Origin of the sequence: Arthrobacter sp. NyZ413 (genome assembly GCF_049390645.1) — a bacterium.
Lineage (GTDB): Bacteria > Actinomycetota > Actinomycetes > Actinomycetales > Micrococcaceae > Arthrobacter.
Genome location: NZ_CP155434.1, coordinates 537,094 through 552,706, shown reverse-complemented (window position 1 = coordinate 552,706; position 15,613 = coordinate 537,094). Strand labels below are relative to the sequence as shown.

The 15,613-nt window shown below is 66.0% G+C and carries 15 protein-coding genes and 1 riboswitch; of the genes, 9 read left to right on the top strand and 6 right to left on the bottom strand.

Annotated elements, in window-relative coordinates:
• The first annotated feature begins 273 nt into the window (after positions 1 to 273).
• The 6 genes from ABCW42_RS02710 to ABCW42_RS02685 all read left to right on the top strand — a co-directional run bounded on the left by ABCW42_RS02710 (position 274) and on the right by ABCW42_RS02685 (position 9,334).
• Positions 274 to 1,014, top strand: coding sequence for a response regulator transcription factor (locus tag ABCW42_RS02710; protein WP_423183412.1), 741 nt, complete (start codon positions 274 to 276; stop codon positions 1,012 to 1,014).
• Positions 1,015 to 1,026: 12 nt separating this feature from the next.
• Positions 1,027 to 2,502 carry a HAMP domain-containing sensor histidine kinase gene (locus ABCW42_RS02705; RefSeq protein ID WP_423183411.1) on the top strand — a complete coding sequence of 492 codons (1,476 nt, stop codon included), beginning with the start codon at positions 1,027 to 1,029 and terminating at the stop codon, positions 2,500 to 2,502.
• A 164-nt stretch (positions 2,503 to 2,666) separates the two neighbouring features.
• Positions 2,667 to 2,841, top strand: a riboswitch (cyclic di-AMP (ydaO/yuaA leader).
• 3 nt (positions 2,842 to 2,844) lie between these two features.
• Positions 2,845 to 3,582 (top strand): hypothetical protein, encoded by a 738-nt coding sequence (locus ABCW42_RS02700; RefSeq protein ID WP_423183410.1) that lies wholly within the window; start codon positions 2,845 to 2,847, stop codon positions 3,580 to 3,582.
• A gap of 131 nt (positions 3,583 to 3,713) precedes the next feature.
• Positions 3,714 to 5,159, top strand: a complete 1,446-nt coding sequence (locus tag ABCW42_RS02695) for a glycosyltransferase (RefSeq protein WP_423183409.1) — start codon at positions 3,714 to 3,716, stop codon at positions 5,157 to 5,159.
• Positions 5,156 to 7,294: a glycosyltransferase family 39 protein gene (locus ABCW42_RS02690; RefSeq protein ID WP_423183408.1), complete on the top strand. Its 2,139-nt coding sequence runs from the start codon at positions 5,156 to 5,158 to the stop codon at positions 7,292 to 7,294. Before ABCW42_RS02695 ends, ABCW42_RS02690 begins: the two co-directional genes overlap by 4 nt.
• 6 nt (positions 7,295 to 7,300) lie before the next feature.
• A complete protein-coding gene (locus ABCW42_RS02685; RefSeq protein WP_423183407.1) occupies positions 7,301 to 9,334 on the top strand; it encodes an ArnT family glycosyltransferase in 2,034 nt (677 codons plus the stop codon).
• On the opposite strand, the gene ABCW42_RS02680 is transcribed toward ABCW42_RS02685, so the two are convergent.
• The 5 genes from ABCW42_RS02680 to upp all read right to left on the bottom strand — a co-directional run bounded on the left by ABCW42_RS02680 (position 9,331) and on the right by upp (position 13,107).
• Positions 9,331 to 10,008, bottom strand: a complete 678-nt coding sequence (locus tag ABCW42_RS02680; protein ID WP_423183406.1) for an HAD-IA family hydrolase — start codon at positions 10,006 to 10,008, stop codon at positions 9,331 to 9,333. The two genes, ABCW42_RS02685 and ABCW42_RS02680, sit on opposite strands and share 4 nt — an antisense overlap.
• Before the next feature lie 103 nt (positions 10,009 to 10,111).
• Positions 10,112 to 10,489: a VOC family protein gene (locus tag ABCW42_RS02675; protein ID WP_423183405.1), complete on the bottom strand. Its 378-nt coding sequence runs from the start codon at positions 10,487 to 10,489 to the stop codon at positions 10,112 to 10,114.
• 117 nt (positions 10,490 to 10,606) lie between these two features.
• Positions 10,607 to 11,806: an IS30 family transposase gene (locus tag ABCW42_RS02670; protein ID WP_423183404.1), complete on the bottom strand. Its 1,200-nt coding sequence runs from the start codon at positions 11,804 to 11,806 to the stop codon at positions 10,607 to 10,609.
• Positions 11,766 to 12,395, bottom strand: coding sequence for a transposase (locus ABCW42_RS02665; RefSeq protein ID WP_423182122.1), 630 nt, complete (start codon positions 12,393 to 12,395; stop codon positions 11,766 to 11,768). The genes ABCW42_RS02670 and ABCW42_RS02665 overlap by 41 nt, the downstream gene beginning before the upstream one ends.
• A gap of 76 nt (positions 12,396 to 12,471) precedes the next feature.
• A complete protein-coding gene (gene upp, locus ABCW42_RS02660) occupies positions 12,472 to 13,107 on the bottom strand; it encodes a uracil phosphoribosyltransferase (RefSeq protein WP_423183403.1) in 636 nt (211 codons plus the stop codon).
• 23 nt (positions 13,108 to 13,130) lie between these two features.
• On the opposite strand from upp, the gene tadA reads away from it, so the two are divergent.
• The 3 genes from tadA to ABCW42_RS02645 all read left to right on the top strand — a co-directional run bounded on the left by tadA (position 13,131) and on the right by ABCW42_RS02645 (position 14,385).
• A complete protein-coding gene (gene tadA, locus ABCW42_RS02655) occupies positions 13,131 to 13,640 on the top strand; it encodes a tRNA adenosine(34) deaminase TadA (RefSeq protein WP_133205844.1) in 510 nt (169 codons plus the stop codon).
• Positions 13,641 to 13,723: 83 nt separating this feature from the next.
• Positions 13,724 to 14,110, top strand: a complete 387-nt coding sequence (locus ABCW42_RS02650; protein ID WP_423183402.1) for a VOC family protein — start codon at positions 13,724 to 13,726, stop codon at positions 14,108 to 14,110.
• Entirely contained in the window at positions 14,107 to 14,385 is a 279-nt protein-coding gene (locus ABCW42_RS02645) for an acylphosphatase (RefSeq protein ID WP_423183401.1), read from the top strand. Before ABCW42_RS02650 ends, ABCW42_RS02645 begins: the two co-directional genes overlap by 4 nt.
• A gap of 2 nt (positions 14,386 to 14,387) precedes the next feature.
• Here the strand turns inward: ABCW42_RS02645 and ABCW42_RS02640 are convergent, their stop codons facing one another.
• Entirely contained in the window at positions 14,388 to 15,599 is a 1,212-nt protein-coding gene (locus tag ABCW42_RS02640; protein WP_423183400.1) for a DNA glycosylase AlkZ-like family protein, read from the bottom strand.
• Positions 15,600 to 15,613: the final 14 nt, after the last annotated feature.

Here is a 15,613-nt window from a genome sequence, read left to right as displayed (position 1 = left end):
TCGGATTAAAGGCTGCTGTTTGTTCTTGTCCCCAACAGCGTCTGTCCCTTTGCTGTGCGCTGGCTGTGTCGAAGAGCAGGCCCGCCTGTGACCTCAATCCCCGAGTTTGTGTACACCTCGCACCCCTTAAGGCGGCTTTTAAGGGGGCCGAGGTGTACACAAACTCGATGGAAGCGGGGGTGCGTGGGTCACTCAGGTGGCTAGGCTGGGAGTCACAGCATGCTCACAGCATCGGCAAAGCACCGGCAAACCGGCAGATTGGAGAGTTGTCCCATGGCATCCTCGCACTCCATGACCAACAACCTTCCCCAGCTCAGCCACCCGGACGGCTCCCCCATCCGTGCCCTCGTGGTTGACGACGAACCCAGCCTCTCCGAGCTCATGAGCATGGGCCTGCGGATGGCCGGTTGGTCGGTCGCCACAGCTGCGGATGGCCCTGCCGCCGTCAAGCTGGCCAAGGATTTCCGCCCGGACGTGCTGGTGCTGGACGTCATGCTTCCAGGGTTCGACGGCGTTGAGCTGCTGGGCAGGATCCGCGCCTTCGCGCCTGAGGTGCCCGCGTTGTTCCTCACCGCGAAGGACGACGTACAGGACCGAATCGTGGGCCTCGCGGCCGGCGGCGACGACTACGTCACCAAGCCGTTCAGCATGGAGGAGGTCCTGCTGCGGCTGCACAGGCTGGTCCAGCGTTCGGGCGTCGCGGCGATGGACACGGCCGAACTGGTGGTGGGAGACCTCACCCTCAACGTCGACACGCGCGAAGTCACCCGCGCGGGCGAAGACATCCAACTCACGGCCACCCAGTTCGAACTCCTGCGCTACCTCATGGAGAACCCCAAGCGCGTGGTCAGCAAGGCCCAGATCCTGGACCGCGTGTGGGACTACGATTTCGGCGGCCAGGCCAACATCGTGGAGCTCTACATTTCCTACCTGCGCAAGAAGATCGAAGCCAACCACCCGCCCATGATCCACACGGTGCGCGGGGCCGGCTACGTCATCAAGCCCGCCGAATAGCCGGGCCGAAGCATGTCCGCACTCTCTGGGATCCCGCGCCAGACCGAACACAGCTGGCTCAATCCTTCGACCTGGCACCTGCGCACCCGACTCATCCTGGTGTCCATGGCCCTCCTGGTAGCTATCTGCAGCGCGGTGGGCATCGTCAGCTACGCCTCCATGGACGTGTTCCTCACCCGGCAGCTCGACGAGCAATTGGCCCAGGCGTCCCATGGCCGGCCACCCATTGGCGATCCGTCCGGAAGGCCGGACCCGTTGGATGCCCGCGGCCAAAGCATCGGAACGCTGAACGCCCGGATCCTTGGCGGTCAGGTGAGCAGTGCGGGTTTCCTTTCTTCGGACGCCACGCGCAGCGCCCTGTCTCCGAGCGATGCGGCGATCCTCCTGGCGCTCCCGGCTAATGGGCGGCCCGTGGATCGGACCTTGTCCAACGGCGGCTACCGGCTGGTCGCCACCCCGACGCCGTATGGCGATGTGAGCATCACGGGCCTGCCGCTCGCGGCGAAGGAAAGCACCGAAGCCTCCCTCGTGTGGACCATGGTCATCGTGTCCCTGGCCGGGCTCATGCTGATCGGGCTTGCCGGAACCGTGCTGATCCGGCGCACCATGCGTCCCCTTGAGCAGCTTTCCGACGTCGCCACGAAGGTATCGAAACTACCCCTCGACGCCGGTGAGGTGGCCCTCGCGGTCCGCGTTCCGGCGTCGGCGGCCCACCCGGGCACCGAAGTGGGCAGCGTTGGCCACGCGTTGAACCTCATGCTGGACAACGTCTCGAACGCTTTGGAGGCGCGCCAGCAAAGCGAGACGAAGGTGCGCCAATTCGTGGCCGACGCTTCGCACGAACTTCGCACGCCCCTCACGGCCATTCGCGGGTACACCGAGTTGCTGCGGATGACCGAGACCTTTACCGAAGACGGGCGCAAATCCCTGGGCCGCGTCCAAAGCCAGTCCGAACGCATGACCACCCTGGTGGAGGACCTCCTGCTGCTGGCCAGGCTGGATGAAGGTAAGGCACCCGAATTCACCGAGGTGGACCTGACCCAGCTGGTAATAGAAACCGTCAGTGACGAGAAAGTGATGGCGCCGGAGCACGTGTGGCAACTGAAGCTGCCCGACGAACCCATCACGGTCCGCGGCGACACCACGCAATTGCACCAGGTCCTGGCCAACCTGCTTTCCAACGCCCGCAAGCATACGGAGTCCGGGACCACGGTTGTCACGGGTGTGATGCGCTCGGCCGATGGCAGCGCGGTGGTCACTGTCACCGATAACGGACCCGGCATCCCGCCCGAATTCGTCAGCAGGATCTTCTCGCGCTTCGCCCGCGCCGACGCCGCGCGTTCGGGTTCCGAGGGCACGTCCGGCCTTGGGCTGTCCATTGTGGAATCGATCGTCCAAGCCCACGGGGGTACCGTGGAAGTGGTCTCGCGGCCCGGCCGGACCGAGTTCGCGGTGCGCCTTCCGGCGCTGAGGCCCGCCATGGCCTGAAAGGCCATCGAAAAAGTACGACTGCGGTGCGCGTCGCGCGCAACTCGACGCACCGGCGTCGTGATCTCTTGTTACCTAAATGTGACTTAAGCGGAAACCTCCTGTACCGTCGAATAGGTGCGCCGGTTACATACGGCCACCGCCGGGCAGGCGCCGAGCTCTGCCCCTCTCCGGCGCTCCAACACTGCAGGCAGAGACGGGGGACCCAGGTCTCCGGGCAAGCGCTCTTGTTGAGCCGGCCCTAGGGGTGAAGCCGCAACGCCACGATTCTCGATGGCAACGGCCGGATGACCTCATCCGAATCCGACAGCTAACTCCGCAGGCGTCGAGAGGCAATCAACCATGTCTGATTCCAGGAATCAGTCGCGCTCTGTTGCGCGCCACCGCGGCGAATATGCCCGGAATAACAAGTCACGTTCCACCCTGAAGCGAGCTGCCGCCAACCTCGGTCCGGGCCAGCGCATGGCGGTCGTCGCCAGCGTTGTCGCGGTATTCCTCGGCGCCGGCGCCGCCAGCCAAGCCGGGGCATTCGGCGGCCAGGACATGAGCCGCACGGCCGAATCGCAAACGGCCACGGCAACAGCCAGCCCAAGCGCCACCGCGAGCGCCAAGCCGAGCCCTTCCGCGTCGCCGAGCAAGGCTCCCACCCCGTCGAAGTCCGCTGCTCCAGTTGCCGCGCCTGCGCCTGCCGCACCCGCGCCCGCCGCACCGGCAGCACCTGCCCCGGCAGCTCCCGCTGCACCTGCCGCCCCCGTTGTCCCGGTTGCCGTCGACGATCCCGCGGGTGCCCAGGCTTACGCCGCAAGCATCCTGCCCTCCTACGGTTGGGGCCCGGGCGAAATGTCGGCCTTGATCACCCTGTGGAACAAGGAATCGGACTGGCGCACCACGGCCGTCAACTCTTCGAGCGGCGCTTACGGCATTGGGCAGTCTTTGCCCGGCGACAAGATGGCTTCGGAGGGCGCCGATTGGCAGACCAACTACCAGACCCAGATCCGCTGGGGCCTGAACTACATCAAGGAACGGTACGGTTCGCCGTCCGCGGCGTGGGCATTCCACCTCGTCAACAACTGGTACTGAAACCGCTTTGCGTTGAGGTCCGTCCCTCCCGGGATGGACCTCAACGTGGTTAACGGGTATCCCCCGACTTCCACAGGTGCGTCACAGGTTCCGCCTAAAGCCTTCAAATTCGGACGCGCGAACCTTGATACATGACGCTCATCGAACCCACCACAGGAACCCATAAGGACCCCGCGGTGGTGCCGCCGGGCCTTCCCGACAACCGGACCATGACCAGTGTGCGGCGCGGCCCGGTAGACATCCGCAGTGCCGTACCCGTCCTCGATGTCACCATCCCGGTATTCAACGAGGAACGCGACCTCGAAGAATGCGTGCGCAGGCTCCACGGCCATTTGCGCGATTCCTTCCCGCATGGCTTCCGCATCACGGTGGCGGACAACGCCAGCACGGACAACACCCTGAAGATCGCCGAGCGCGTGGCCAGGGAATTGCCGGAGCTCGTGGTTGTCCACTTGGCGGAAAAGGGGCGAGGCAATGCCTTGCGCAAGGTGTGGCTCGCTTCGCCGTCGCCCGTCCTGGCCTACATGGACGTGGATCTTTCCACCGACCTCGCAGCTCTCGCGCCGCTCCTGGCGCCCCTGATTTCCGGCCACTCGGACCTCGCGATCGGCACGCGGCTGACGCGTAACTCGCGGGTTGTCCGCGGGCCGAAGCGCGAATTCATCTCGCGCAGCTACAACCTGATGCTGCACTCCTTCATGGGTGCCCGCTTCAGCGACGCGCAGTGCGGCTTCAAGGCGATCCGCGCCGATGTGGCCCAGCGGATCCTCCCGCACACCATGGACAACTCGTGGTTCTTCGACACCGAACTCCTGGTCCTCGCCGAACGGTGCGGGCTGCGCGTCCACGAAGTGCCGGTTGACTGGATCGACGATCCCAACTCGAGCGTCGACGTCGTGCGGACCGCCTTGGCGGACATCCGCGGCATGGTCCGGCTCACCCGGGACCTCGTGTCCGGGAGGATCCCGGTTCCGGAGCTCCGGGCGGCCCTCGCGCGCGGTCCGCTCCCGGCGTCGTCCCGCACCGCGGAACAAACTCCGCGGAGCAGCCTCTTCGGGCAATTGGTCCGCTTCGGCGCCATCGGTGCCGCCTCCACCCTCGCGTACGTCCTCATCTTCGTGCTCTTCCGCACTTTCCTTGACCCGCAGTTTGCCAACTTCCTGGCCCTGCTCATCACGGCGATCGCCAACACCGGTGCAAACCGGCGCTTCACGTTCGGCATCCAGGGCGGCAATCCGGTCCGCCACCACTTCGAGGGCCTGATCGTCTTCGGCATCGGCCTTGCGCTCACCTCCGGGGCACTCGCCTGGGTGCACAGTACGACGACGCCGGAACGCTGGGGCGAACTCCTCGCCGTCGTGGGGGCGAACCTCGTGGCGACCGCGGTACGGTTCCTCTTGTTCCGTTTGTGGGTCTTCCGGCTCCCGGCGAACGTCCCAGCGCAAGCGGGCAGCCCAGCGCAACCGGCCAGCCCAGCGCAACCGGCCAGCCCAGCGCAACCGAACGCAAACCAGCCCGCGATTACTGAAGAATCCACCACAGAAGCCAGCACGCTCACAGAAACGGCAGCATCATGACTTCCACGATCACTCCCGCAGGCACGGGTGCCGACGCAACCGGCCACGGCGTCGACACTGATGCCGCCCACGGCCGACGCTCCACGGGTTCCTCGAACCCCGGCGCTGGAAGTTCCCGCTGGACACGGATCGCGTTCGGCAAGCAACCCCGCTGGGTTCGCCCGTCGGCTGCCGGCCTCCTCGTAGCCACGGCCTTCCTGTACCTCTGGAACCTCGCTGCGACGGGGTATGGAAACTCCTTCTATGCCGCGGCCATCCAGGCTGGCACGAAGAGCTGGACGGCGCTCCTGTTCGGTTCGCTCGACGCCGGCAACGCCATCACCGTGGACAAGCCGCCCGCCGCTTTCTGGATTCCGGGCCTCGTGGGCCGGATCTTCGGCTTCTCGTCATTGAGCATGCTCATTCCCGAGGCACTCATGGGCGTGGCCGCCGTCGGGCTCCTTTACCTGACGATCAAGCGCGTGTCCGGATCGGCCGCGGGCCTGCTGGCCGGCGGCGCCTTGGCGCTGACTCCCGTTGCCGCCCTCATGTTCCGCTTCAACAACCCCGATGCGATGCTCACCCTGTGCTTGGTGCTCGCGGCGTACTTCACAACCCGTGCCATCGAGCGCGCGGGTTGGAAGTGGCTTGTTGCAGCCGGGGCGATTGTTGGTCTCGCGTTCCTGAGCAAGATGCTGCAGGGCTTCCTGATTGTGCCGGGCCTGGGCCTCGCCTACCTTTGGGCCGCGCCCACTACGCTGCGCCGGAGGTTGCTCCACTTGCTCGGAGCGCTGGGCGGCATCGTCGTCGTGGCAGGCAGCTACGTCGCGCTCTTCCAATTGACGCCGGCATCCGCACGGCCCTACATGGCGGGTTCCACCACCAACAGCTTCCTTGAACTCACGTTCGGCTACAACGGCTTGTCCCGCATCACGGGATCGGGCGAAGGCATGCCCGGTGGTGGCCGTGCAGGTGCCCCGGCGGGCGGTACGCTCGGCGACTTCAGCGGCGCCGGCTTTGCGGGAGGTGGCTTCGGCGGCGGCGGTGGCGGCTTCGGCGGCGGCAACTCGGGATTCGGCGGAAGCGCCGGACTCACCCGCATGTTCGGCACCAGCTTCGGTGGCGAAGTCTCGTGGCTGCTTCCTGCCGCACTGATCCTCCTCGTGGCCGGCTTGTGGTTCACACGCCGGGAACTGCGCACCTCGCGGACCCGGGCATCGCTCCTCCTGTGGGGCGGCTGGCTCCTGGTCACGGCCGGGATCTTCAGCTTCATGAGCGGAATAGTGCACCCCTACTACTCAGTAGCGCTCGCTCCGGCCATCGCGGCCCTGGTTGGCATGGGCGCCGTCGAGTTGTGGCGCGGCCGGTCATATTGGCCCGCCAGGATCGTCCTGGCCGTGGTGGTGCTCGGCAGTTCGCTCTGGTCGGCTGTGCTCCTTGGCCGCGACGCCTCGTGGCTTCCTTGGCTGCGCATCGTCGTCGTTGTCCTTGGGGTCATCGCCGCCGCGGCGATCTTGCTCCGGCTCGATTCCCTGCGCCCGGCAGGCCGCTTGCGTCCCGCGGCTGCCGCGGCAGTCGTCGTCGTATCCCTCCTGGCAGGGGGCCTCGGCACCGCGGCGTGGACGCTCGCGACGGCGGCTACCGCGCACTCCGGTTCCATCCCGACGTCGGGCCCCTCCGGTGCCGGCATGGGTGGTTTCGGTAACCGGGCCGGCGCTTTCGGCGGACGCGACTTCGGTTCCGACCGCGCAGACACGTCCGGAACGGCGACGCAGAACCAAGGCGGCCCCGGTGGCGGTTTCGGCGGCCCGGGCGAGGAAGGCGCCACCGACTCGGCACTGAATTCGCTGCTGCAATCCACCACCACGAAATGGTCGGCGATTGTCTCCGGCGCAACCCAGGCGGCCAGCCTCGAGCTCGCCACGAACACCAACGTCATCGCCCTGGGCGGCTGGAACGGCGGCGATCCCTACCCGACGCTCGCGGAATTCCAGGACATGGTTTCGAAGGGCCAGATCGGCTACTTCATCGAAGGCGGCGGAATGGGCGGCGGCATGGGCGGACGCGGCGGCAACTCCGAGGTAGCTTCCTGGGTCCAGGCCAACTTCCAAGCGCAGACAGTGGGGAACTCCACGGTCTACAAACTGACGAAGTAGCCCGCCATGTCCAGCTATTACTACTCCACGGACCTCGGGTCCAGGCAGGAACGGCACGCTCCGCCGTCGAACGCGGAGCGGCCGGAAGCGCCGAAGCCGGCCTGGGCAATCAGGACCTTCCCGCAGGCCCTGCGGCACAGCATTGAGCTGGCCCTGGTGCTCCTCGCCACGGCTGTCCTGTACTTGTGGAACCTCGGAGCGTCCGGCTGGGCCAACGCGTTCTATTCCGCCGCGGCCCAGGCCGGTTCGCAGAACTGGACCGCTTGGTTCTTCGGATCGTCCGACGCCGCCAACTCCATCACGGTGGACAAGCCGCCCGCGTCCTTGTGGATCATGGGCCTTTCCGTGCGGCTCTTCGGGCTGAACGCCTGGAGCATCCTGGTTCCCGAAGCCCTGATGGGCGTTGCCACGGCTTGGTTGCTCTACCTCGCGGTTCGCCGCGCGGCGGCCCCGGCCACGGGGGATCCGAGGCTCGCGCACCGGGCCGGACTGCTCGCTGCCATCGTCATGGCGATCACCCCGGTGGCCACCCTGATGTTCCGGTTCAACAACCCGGACGCGTTGCTGGTGCTGCTCATGACGGCCGCCGGCTACGCCACACTCCGCTCCATCCAGCAGGAGCGCTTGCGCTGGCTCCTGCTGGCCGGCGTGTTCCTGGGGTTCGGCTTCCTCACGAAGCAACTCCAAGTGCTCTTGGTGGTGCCGGGATTTGCCGCAGCGTACTTGTTGGCCGCGCCCGGTGGAATCGGCCGCCGGTTCCTTCGCCTGTTGGGGGCGGGCGCGGCCATGGTGGTTTCGGCTGGTTGGTGGCTCGCCGTGGTCGAGTTCGTTCCGGCGAACATGCGGCCGTACATCGGCGGTTCGCAAAACAATTCGATCCTGGAGCTCACGCTCGGCTACAACGGCTTGGGCCGGCTGAGCGGCGACGAGACAGGCAGCGTGGGCGGCGGAAACGGCTGGGGCGTTCCAGGCCTGTTCCGGATGTTCAACAGCGAATTCGGCGGGCAGATCGCCTGGCTGCTGCCGTCCGTGCTGATTCTCGGCGCAGGGTTGTTGTGGCTGGGGCGGTTCGCTCCGCGCACTGATTCCGTCCGTGCCTCCGTAGTTGTGTGGGGTTCCTGGGTGCTCGTGACGGGGCTGGTGTTCAGCTTCATGGCAGGCATCATCCACCCCTACTACGCGGTAGCGCTGGCTCCGGGGATCGCGGGGCTGGCCGGGCTAGGTGGCGTGCTTTTGTGGCAGCATCGGCGGCAGACAGTCGCCTCGGCGCTGCTCGCCATCGCCGTCGCGGCTGCCGGGTACACGGCCTTCGACCTCCTGGGCCAGTCCCCGTCGTTCGTTCCTTGGCTTCGTTGGACCGTCCTGCCCGGTTCCCTCGTGGCCGCCGTCGGGCTACTGCTCGCAGGACGCTTCGCCTCACGCTTCCTGACGCGTACGACGGCGGTACTCGCCCTCGCCGCGTCCCTCGCCGGTCCTTTGGCGTACTCGGTTGCCACCGCCTCGGTGGCGCACAGCGGGGCGATCGTGAGCGCCGGCCCATCGACCGGATTCGGTGGCTTCGGCCCGGGCGGTTTCAGTGGCCGGTTCGGACAGAATGGCCAGAACAACGTGCCGCAATCCCTTCAACGGCCGGGAGCCCAGGGCGGCTTTGGCGGGAACCGGCAGGGTGGCGGCATGGGTGGACTACTTGGGGCCACCACGCCGTCGTCGGACCTGGTGACCGCACTGAAAACCGAAGCGTCGAAGTACACGTGGGCTGCCGCCGTCGTCGGTTCCAACAACGCGGCGGGCTACCAATTGGCCACGGAACTGCCGGTCATGGCTGTCGGCGGGTTCAACGGAACCGATCCCTCCCCCACCCTTGCGCAATTCAAGGAGCTCGTGGCGCAAGGCAAGATCCACTACTTCATCGCTGCTGGAATGATGCAGGGCAGCAGCGGATCGGACGATCCTGCGCAGATCGCCCAATGGGTAGCGGCGAACTTCCAGGCGCAGACCATCGGAGGGACAACGGTCTACTCGCTCGCCGGGGGAAACTAGAACCGGAGTTCGATGACGCGGCGGCCCGAGCCGTCCAAAGTGGCTGTGGCGGTAACCGATGAGTAATCGGGGATCTGCCACAGCCCTTCGGCCGCGTCTCCGCCGTTTTCGCCGACCACCACGGTGGCCATGCCGGCAGCCCTGGCCGAAGCGATCCCGGCCGGCGCGTCTTCGAAGACAACAACTTCGGAAGGCTCTACGCCAAGCAGCGCGGCGGCCTTGAGGTAGCCTTCGGGATCCGGTTTGCCGCGGGTCACGGCTTCGGCCGTGACCGCCGTGGCCGGGAATTCGAGGCCCGCAGCGTGCATCCGCAAGCCGGCGAGGACCCGGTCGGCGGACGTGACCATCGCGACGGCGTCGGCCGGCAAGGACCGCAACAACTGCTCTGCTCCGGGCAGCGCAATGATGCCGTCCGTCCGGGTCCGCTCCATTTCGCCAAGTTCCTCGGTCAACGCGTCAACGTCCGCGTCGGCAGGGGCAAAGCGGCGCACCGTGTCCCGCGCCTGGACGCCGTGCGACGTCCGCAGGATCTCCTCGAAGTCCAAGCCGTACCGCCGCGAAAATTCGCCCCATACTTGTTCCACGATCGCGGTGGAGTCAACCAACGTGCCGTCCATGTCGAACAGGACAGCGCGAACGGTCAGGGTTTTCACGGTTTCAGTTGGCAGACTCATCTATCTATGGTGCCCGGACGGACCGTCCATTGCACAAATTTTACGGGCGGCCCGGCTTTTTCGGGCAGCTTTTGCGGGCAGCCCGGCTTTTACGGCGGAAGTCCTAGCCGTTGGGCCTGTGCGGGATGTACTGGACGGCCCATTTGTTGCCGTCAGGATCCGCGAAGTACACGAAGTGGCCCCAGTCCTGGACGTCGATGTCGCTGACGTCCACGCCGTTCGCCTTGAGCTGGTCGTGGGCCTCCTGGATGTTGGAAACCACCATCTGGAGGCTGGGAGCCGTGCCCGGAGGGGCGTCGTTGAGGCCTTCGCCGATGCAGATGGAGCAAGCCGAGCCGGGCGGAGTCAGTTGGACAAAGCGGATGCCGTCCATGGGCCGCTCGTCGTAGTCGGCATTGAAGCCGACTTTATTGACGTAGAAATCCTTGGCGCGGTCCACATCGGACACAGGGACAAACACAAGTTCAAGTTTCCAGTCCATGCGCCACAGGCTATCGGCGGAGCCGGCAAACCGGTAGGGGGTTAATCTTGGCAACGCGGGGTCACCTACGGCCCGTGTTGCTGCCTCAAAGTCAACTGGTCGTTGCAACAATGGGGTTTAGGCTGCGGTGGCGATGAGTTGGCGCATGCGTTGCTTTGGGGTCTCGAGGTTCAGTGTTGGGCGGGGCCGGTTGTTGAGTTTCTCGGCGATGGTCTCGAGGTCGTCGGCGGTGAAAACCGAGAGGTCTGTGCCTTTCTCGAACCAGTGGAGCAGCAGCCGGTTGGTGTTCTCGTTGGTTCCGCGCTGCCAGGGTGAGTGCGGGTCGCAGAAGTACACCCCCGCGTCCAATGCCATCTGGATGCGGGGGTACTGGACCATTTCGGAGCCGCGGTCCCAGGTCACGGTTTTGATCAGGTGATCCGGGAGCCGGCGCATCTGGGCGATCATCGCATCGGCGACTTCCTGGGCGGTGTGCCGGCCGGGCAGGTGCAGCAGGATCGTGTACCGGGTGCTGCGTTCGACCAGGGTGCCAACGGCGCTGCGGCCGTCCTTGCCCACGATGAGGTCGCCTTCCCAGTGCCCGGGCACGGCACGGTCAGCGGCCTCGGCGGGGCGTTCGGAGATCTTCGGAGCATCCTTGTAGTGCTGGCCTGCGTTTCCGCGGGGTCGCTCACCGCGGGGCGTTCGTTTGCTCCGGCTGGTGCTCAGGCACCGGTAAAGATCCTTGCGCAGCTCGCCCCGGCCCTGGACGTAGAGGCTCTGATAGATCGTTTCGTGGCTGATCTGCATGCTCTCATCGTGACCGAAGGTCTCCCTCAGAACCAAGGAGACCAGCTTCGGGGACCAGCCATCATCCATCGCGTCCTCGACGTACTTGACCAGCTCCGGGTTCTGAAGCCGGAACGCCTTGGGGCGCGGGGCGCGCTGATGGGTGAGTATCTGCGCCACATCGGCCTGATACGACCCGTCAGCTCCCCGGTTCCGACGGATTTCCCGCCACACCACCGACCGGTCCCGGCCGATTTCCCGGGCGATCGCCGCGACCCTGGCGCCCCCGCGGACCCGGATCATGATCACCGCCCGGTCCACCAGATTGAGCCGGTTCGACCCGGCCCGGACAGCCGGCACCGGGCCCGCCTCAACACCGCCGTCAACACCCCTACGCATCCGCATGCCGCCAGTCTTGCCCAACCACCGCTGCGTATTACTGCGCCACACCCCAATCCGGGCAGAGGCTTCCTTGACCGACACCCCCTGCCGCAGAAGAGAAAAGAACTCATCCTTCAGCGCATCGGGCGCCCGATAACCACTCGGCATGGCAACCTCCAAAACTCAGAATGTTGCAACGACCGTATGATTCTGCGATGCTCTCATCGTGACCGAAGGTCTCCCTCAGAACCAAGGAGACCAGCTTCGGGGACCAGCCATCATCCATCGCGTCCTCGACGTACTTGACCAGCTCCGGGTTCTGAAGCCGGAACGCCTTGGGGCGCCGGGCGCGCTGATGGGTGAGTATCTGCGCCACATCGGCCTGATACGACCCGTCAGCTCCCCGGTTCCGACGGATTTCCCGCCACACCACCGACCGGTCCCGGCCGATTTCCCGGGCGATCGCCGCGACCCTGGCGCCCCCGCGGACCCGGATCATGATCACCGCCCGGTCCACCAGATTGAGCCGGTTCGACCCGGCCCGGACAGCCGGCACCGGGCCCGCCTCAACACCGCCGTCAACACCCCTACGCATCCGCATGCCGCCAGTCTTGCCCAACCACCGCTGCGTATTACTGCGCCACACCCCAATCCGGGCAGAGGCTTCCTTGACCGACACCCCCTGCCGCAGAAGAGAAAAGAACTCATCCTTCAGCGCATCGGGCGCCCGATAACCACTCGGCATGGCAACCTCCAAAACTCAGAATGTTGCAACGACCGTATGATTCTGCGGCGGCAACATGGACCGTAGGTGACCCCGCGTTGCCGCAGGGCTACCCCGTCACCCCGTAGAGCCGGTCTCCCGCGTCGCCAAGGCCCGGGACGATGTAGGCCTTCTCGTTGAGCTTTTCGTCAATCGACGCGAGCACGATCTTCACGTTGGCATCGGACAGTTCGTCTTCGAGCTTGGCCAGGCCCTCAGGGGCAGCCAGTAGGCAAATGCACGTGACATCCGAGGCGCCGCGCTTGAAGAGGAATTTGATGGCTTCGCGCAAGGTTCCGCCGGTGGCGAGCATGGGGTCCAGGACGAAAACCTGGCGGCCCGTGAGGTCGTCCGGCAAGCGTTCGGCGTAGGTGATGATGTCCAGGGTTTCTTCGTCACGGGCCATGCCCAGGAACCCGACCTCGGCGGTGGGGACCAGCTTGGTCATGCCCTCGAGCATTCCCAGGCCTGCGCGCAGGATGGGGACCACCAGCGGCGTCGGCTTGGTGAAGGCCGTACCCACGGTCCTGGTGACGGGAGTTTCGATCTCCACGGGTTCGGTCCTGACCTCGCGGGTGGCCTCGTAGGCCAGGAGCGTGACGAGTTCCTCCGTCAGGCGCCGGAAGACCGGAGATGGGGTGTTCTTGTCCCGCAGTACAGTGAGCTTGTGAGCGACCAGCGGGTGGTCCACGACGAATGTGCGCATGGTTCCAAAACTATCATTGAGGCATGATCCCCACGGAGCCTTATCACGCGGAACACAGGGCCTGGATGGGCCTCGCCCTGGACGAGGCCCGGCGCGCACTGGACACCGAGGACGTGCCGATCGGCGCCGTCGTACTAGGGCCCGACGGCGGCGTGCTGGGTGCCGGAAGGAACGAACGGGAAGCGCACGGCGACCCCACCGCGCATGCCGAGATCGTCGCCATCCGCCAAGCAGCTGCCGCCCTGCAACGCCACGCGTTGGAGCTCGGCGAAGGCGGCGACGGTTGGCGCCTCGAGGACTGCACGCTCGTGGTGACGCTCGAGCCGTGCGCCATGTGCGCGGGAGCCATTGTCCTGGCCAGGATCCCGCGTGTTGTCTTCGGAGCATGGGACGAGAAAGCCGGAGCCGTGGGATCGGTGTTCGACATCCTCCGGGAACGCAGGCTCAACCACTGGGTAGAGGTCTACCCCGGCGTTCGGGAAGAGGAGTGCTCGGCGTTGCTGCGCGATTTCTTCGCCGCCCACCGCAAGTAGCGCCTGAGGGACCCAGGGCCCCTTGCAATCCGCGGGGCGTTCGGCGTCAGATGGTGTCAGGCGGCACACCCTAGGAGGACGCCATGACGGTTTCTTTCAACCACACCATCGTGTACGCAACGGATAAGCGCCGTTCCGCGGAGTTCCTGGCCAACGTGCTCGGACTGCCGGAACCGCAAGCCTTGTGGTCTTTCATGACGGTCTCGCTCGAGGACGGAGTGGCGCTCGATTTCGCCACGGCGAGCGGCCCGATCTCCCCGCAGCATTACGCCTTCCTGGTCACCGAGGACGAGTTCGATGGAATTTTCGCGCGCATCCAAAGGGACGGCATCCCTTATTGGGCGGACCCCGCCCGCTCACGGCCCCGGCAAATCAACCACAACGACGGCGGACGCGGCGTGTACTTCGACGATCCGGACGGGCATTTCCTCGAGGCGATCACCCGCCCCTATGGTTCGGGAGCGTCGTGAGTTCCCGGATGCGGGTCACGGCCACCGTCACCGGCCAGGTGCAGGGGGTGGGATTCCGATATTCAACCTTGCACGAGGCCCGGCGCCTGGGTTTGACGGGCGAGGCGTACAACCAGCTGGACGGCTCGGTGCAGGTGGTTGCCGAAGGCGATCGCGAGTCCCTTGAGGCGCTGGTGGAATGGTTGAAATCGCGGCACACCCCGGGCCGCGTGCAAGACGTTGAAGCGATGTTCACGCCGGCCACCGGGGAGTTCTCCGGGTTTGGAGTGGGCTGAGCCTACGAACCCGCCGCATCCAGCGCGTCGATGCGTTTTTGCCGCGACGCTGGCGAGTCCAGGCTGAAGGAACGGAAGTCGCCCAGGTCTTCCCGGATCCAGTCCTGTATGTCGGCGATCCTGGCTGTCACTGCGGCAGTGGGCTTCGCGAACGTCCACGCCGCGATCCTTTCCTTCGTGGGATCGTACTGCCACAAGCCGATGATCCGTCCGCGGTCCAGGATCGGGTGGTCCGAAAGGTCGGATTGCAACGCCACCGTCGTGTCCAGGACCTTCCGGCCGCGGTCCTCGTCGGAGAACATGTCCCCAGCGTTCCGCCGCAACAGCACCAGGGAATCAGTCCCGGCCAGGAGTTGGATTTGTTCCTCCCGCGGTGGCGTGAACGCGGAAAGGCGATCGACGTCGTCGGGCAGCATCCACAGCGCATCGCCCGACGCGGTTGCCACCTCGGCGGCACCGACGGCGGCCAGGGCCGCCTTGCTCTGCGCAACAGTGAACCCGGTGAACCATTGGCTTTGCTTGAGCGTCGCCCCGCCGGTCCAGCGCAGGTACCGCTCGATCAAGCGGGCGCGCGCGGCGTCGTCGTCGAGGGTGCTCTGCGGCAAGGACCAGGCCGTGTAGGCGTAGCGCTGCTGGTCGAGCCGTCCGTTGACGGGAACGCGGCGGATGCGGCCATCGGCTTGCAACAGGCCCAAGGCCGTGGGGAGGGTGGTGGCGGCGCCCTTTTTCTTGCCTTCCTCGCCGAGGGATCGGACGGATTCGCCCAGTTCATCCTTGAGCTGCTTGGGGTCCATGGGCTCGCTGGATTCCTTGAGCGTGTGCAGGACCTGCTCTTCGAGCAATGTGATCTCACCGCGTTCGACGCCCAGCCGAGCCAAAACCTTGAACGGCGCCACCGCGGCGTCCCGCCCGATCTGGAGGCCCCACGCGAAGTCGTCTTGGCCGAGGACGTAGGTGCAGCCGCGGGCTGTGGGAAGCTCGTGGATCCTGAGCCCGGCGACGTCTCTGTCAACTTGCCCGCGCCGAATCCCGGCCCGCGCGAACAGCGTCAAGTAGGGGTTGGCGCCGCCCACGGAACGGGCCCAGCCGGCATGGTCCAGGACGTCCTCGGAGCTTTTGCCGGAGAGCGATCCATCCAGGCCTTGCCGGTGCCACGACCAGGCGCGGAGCAGTTCCGGGGTCAACGTTTGGGTGGAAAGCACGGCAGGCGTCATGGCCCCATTCTCCA